Origin of the sequence: Saccharopolyspora sp. NPDC002686, assembly GCF_040295745.1 — a bacterium.
Taxonomy (GTDB): domain Bacteria; phylum Actinomycetota; class Actinomycetes; order Mycobacteriales; family Pseudonocardiaceae; genus Saccharopolyspora; species Saccharopolyspora oryzae.
In genome coordinates this window covers 1-2851 of the sequence record NZ_JBEOVY010000570.1, presented here as the reverse complement: position 1 = coordinate 2851, position 2851 = coordinate 1, and the positions used below count along the sequence as shown (strand labels likewise).

Genomic DNA, 2851 nt, shown 5'->3' with positions numbered 1-2851 from the left:
GTCCGAAGGTCGTCGCGCCCGCTAACTGTTCACCACTGGTGTCCTGTCACCTCCGATCGATTGGGGTCAGGTCGAGGCGCGGGTGGCGAAGGCCGGAGCCATCGTGCCCAAACCCGCGAGAACCAGGATCGCCCCGCCGATCACGTTGCACAGCACGGTGCTGGTCATGACCGCTGTCCCGCTGATCACGAACACCGACACGATCGTCCACACGCCCAGCACCGGGGCGGTCCAGGCGATTCCGTGCGTGCGGTGGAAGGCCGCCGCGAACGACAACCCCAGAACTGCCGCGGTCAGCCCGGTCACCAGGTTGTTCAGCGTCAACGATGGGGTAATCGTGTGGAACCCGGTGATCCACGGCGACAGCGCGACGAACAGACCGCTCAGCACGACCAGCCCGTCCGCCACCTGAGCGGTCGGAGTTTCCGACGCCCGCTCGTAACGCATGCGCATCTCGCTGAGATCAGGATGCCCAGCGATGGGTGTGCCGGAAGACATCGCACCACCTCCCGCACTGGCGTGACGCAATCCATTATTCGCCCTGGAAGCGGTTCGGGCATCCTGTGACGCGACATGATGTCGGTGGGTGCTCGTACGCTGGGTCCCGTGGCATTCGCGACTGAGCACCCCGTACTGGCGCACTCCGAGTTCCGGCCGGTCAGCGACATCCCGCGGACCGATGGCCGGTTCCGCGTGGTCAGCGACTACCAGCCCGCCGGTGACCAGCCCAAGGCCATCGAGGACCTGGAGCGCCGGATCAACTCGGGCGAGAAGGACGTGGTGCTGCTCGGTGCGACCGGTACCGGCAAGTCGGCCACCACGGCCTGGCTGATCGAGCGGGTGCAGCGCCCCACCCTGGTGCTGGAGCCGAACAAGACGCTGGCCGCCCAGATGGCCAACGAGCTGCGCGGGTTCTTCCCGGACAACGCCGTGGAGTACTTCGTCAGCTACTACGACTACTACCAGCCCGAGGCCTACGTCCCGCAGACCGACACCTACATCGAGAAGGACTCCTCGATCAACGAGGACGTCGAACGGCTGCGCCACTCGGCCACGTCGAACCTGCTCAGCCGCCGCGACTGCGTGGTGGTCTCCTCGGTGTCGTGCATCTACGGCCTGGGCACGCCGCAGTCGTACCTGGACCGCTCCATCCCGCTGGAGGTCGGCGGGGAGATCGACCGGGACGTGTTCCTGCGCGCGCTGGTGGACGTGCAGTACACCCGCAACGACATCGCCTTCGCCCGCGGCACCTTCCGGGTGCGCGGCGACACCGTGGAGATCATCCCCGCCTACGAGGAGCTGGCGGTGCGGGTGGAGTTCTTCGGCGACGAGATCGACCGCCTGTACTACCTGCACCCGATGACCGGCGAGATCGTGCGCGAGGTGCGCGACCTGCGGATCTTCCCGGCGACGCACTACGTGGCGGGCCCGGACCGGATGGAGAAGGCGATCCGCGGCATCGAGGCCGAGCTGGAGGAGCAGCTCGACCGGATGGAGAAGCAGAACAAGCTGCTGGAGGCCCAGCGGCTGCGGATGCGCACCCAGTACGACATCGAGATGATGCGCCAGGTCGGCTTCTGCTCCGGCATCGAGAACTACTCGCGGCACATCGACGACCGCGCGGCCGGGTCGGCCCCGGCGACGCTGATCGACTACTTCCCGGACGACTTCCTGCTGATCATCGACGAGTCGCACGTGACGGTGCCGCAGATCGGCGGCATGTACGAGGGCGACGCCTCGCGCAAGCGGACGCTGGTCGAGCACGGCTTCCGGCTGCCCAGCGCGCTGGACAACCGGCCGCTGACCTTCGAGGAGTTCGCCGACCGGATCGGCCAGTCGGTGTACCTGTCGGCCACGCCGGGTCCCTACGAGATGGCGCAGGCCGGCGGCGAGTTCGTCGAGCAGGTGATCCGCCCGACCGGGCTGGTCGACCCCCAGGTGGTCGTCAAGCCCACCGAGGGCCAGATCGACGACCTGGTGCACGAGATCCGGGAGCGCGCCGAGCGCGACGAGCGGGTGCTGGTCACCACGCTGACCAAGAAGATGGCCGAGGACCTCACCGACTACCTGCTCGAACTGGGCATCCGGGTGCGGTACCTGCACTCCGAGGTGGACACCCTGCGCCGGGTCGAACTGCTGCGGCAGCTGCGGCTGGGGGAGTACGACGTGCTGGTCGGCATCAACCTGCTGCGCGAGGGCCTGGACCTGCCGGAGGTCTCGCTGGTGTCCATCTTGGACGCCGACAAGGAGGGTTTCCTGCGCTCCGGGACGAGTTTGGTGCAGACGATCGGTCGTGCGGCGCGGAACGTCTCCGGCGAAGTGCACATGTACGCGGACCGGATGACCGACTCGATGCAGCACGCCATCGACGAGACCAACCGCCGCCGCGCCAAGCAGATCGCCTACAACGAAGAGCACGGCATCGACCCGCAGCCGCTGCGCAAGAAGATCGCCGACATCCTGGACCGCGTCTACACCGAGTCCGAGGACACCGACGAGTCGGTGGCGGTGGGCGGTTCGGGCCGCAACGTCTCGCGCGGCAAGAAGCCGACCGGCGAAGCGGTGGCCAGCGCGGGCCTGCTGGAGGACCGCGACATCAAGTCGATGCCTCGCGCGGAACTGGCGGACCTGGTCCAGCAGCTCAACGACCAGATGATGAACGCGGCCCGGGAGCTCCAGTTCGAACTGGCGGCCCGCCTCCGCGACGAGATCCACGACCTGAAGAAGGAACTCCGGGGAATGGACGCCGCCGGCATCGAGTGACGTACCGAGGGTCGTGGGTGGGGTAGTAAATGTTCTAAAAAAATAAAAAAAAAAACACGACAATACGGTGGTTGTTTTGGGGGGGGGA

2 protein-coding genes are annotated in these 2851 nt (G+C 66.8%); one reads left to right on the top strand and one right to left on the bottom strand.

The window, feature by feature from the left end; translation table 11 throughout:
• Positions 1-66: 66 nt before the first annotated feature.
• Positions 67-498, bottom strand: a complete 432-nt coding sequence (locus ABTZ89_RS37665) for an SPW repeat protein (RefSeq protein WP_270951655.1) — start codon at positions 496-498, stop codon at positions 67-69.
• A gap of 108 nt (positions 499-606) precedes the next feature.
• Between ABTZ89_RS37665 and uvrB the strand changes: the two genes are divergently transcribed.
• Positions 607-2763 (top strand): excinuclease ABC subunit UvrB, encoded by a 2157-nt coding sequence (gene uvrB, locus ABTZ89_RS37660; RefSeq protein ID WP_270951654.1) that lies wholly within the window; start codon positions 607-609, stop codon positions 2761-2763.
• Positions 2764-2851: the final 88 nt, after the last annotated feature.

Excerpts from the sequence above, each read along its gene's own strand:
- ABTZ89_RS37665 (WP_270951655.1), bottom strand. The coding sequence starts at position 498 with ATGTCTTCCGGCACACCCATCGCTGGGCATCCTGATCTCAGCGAGATG.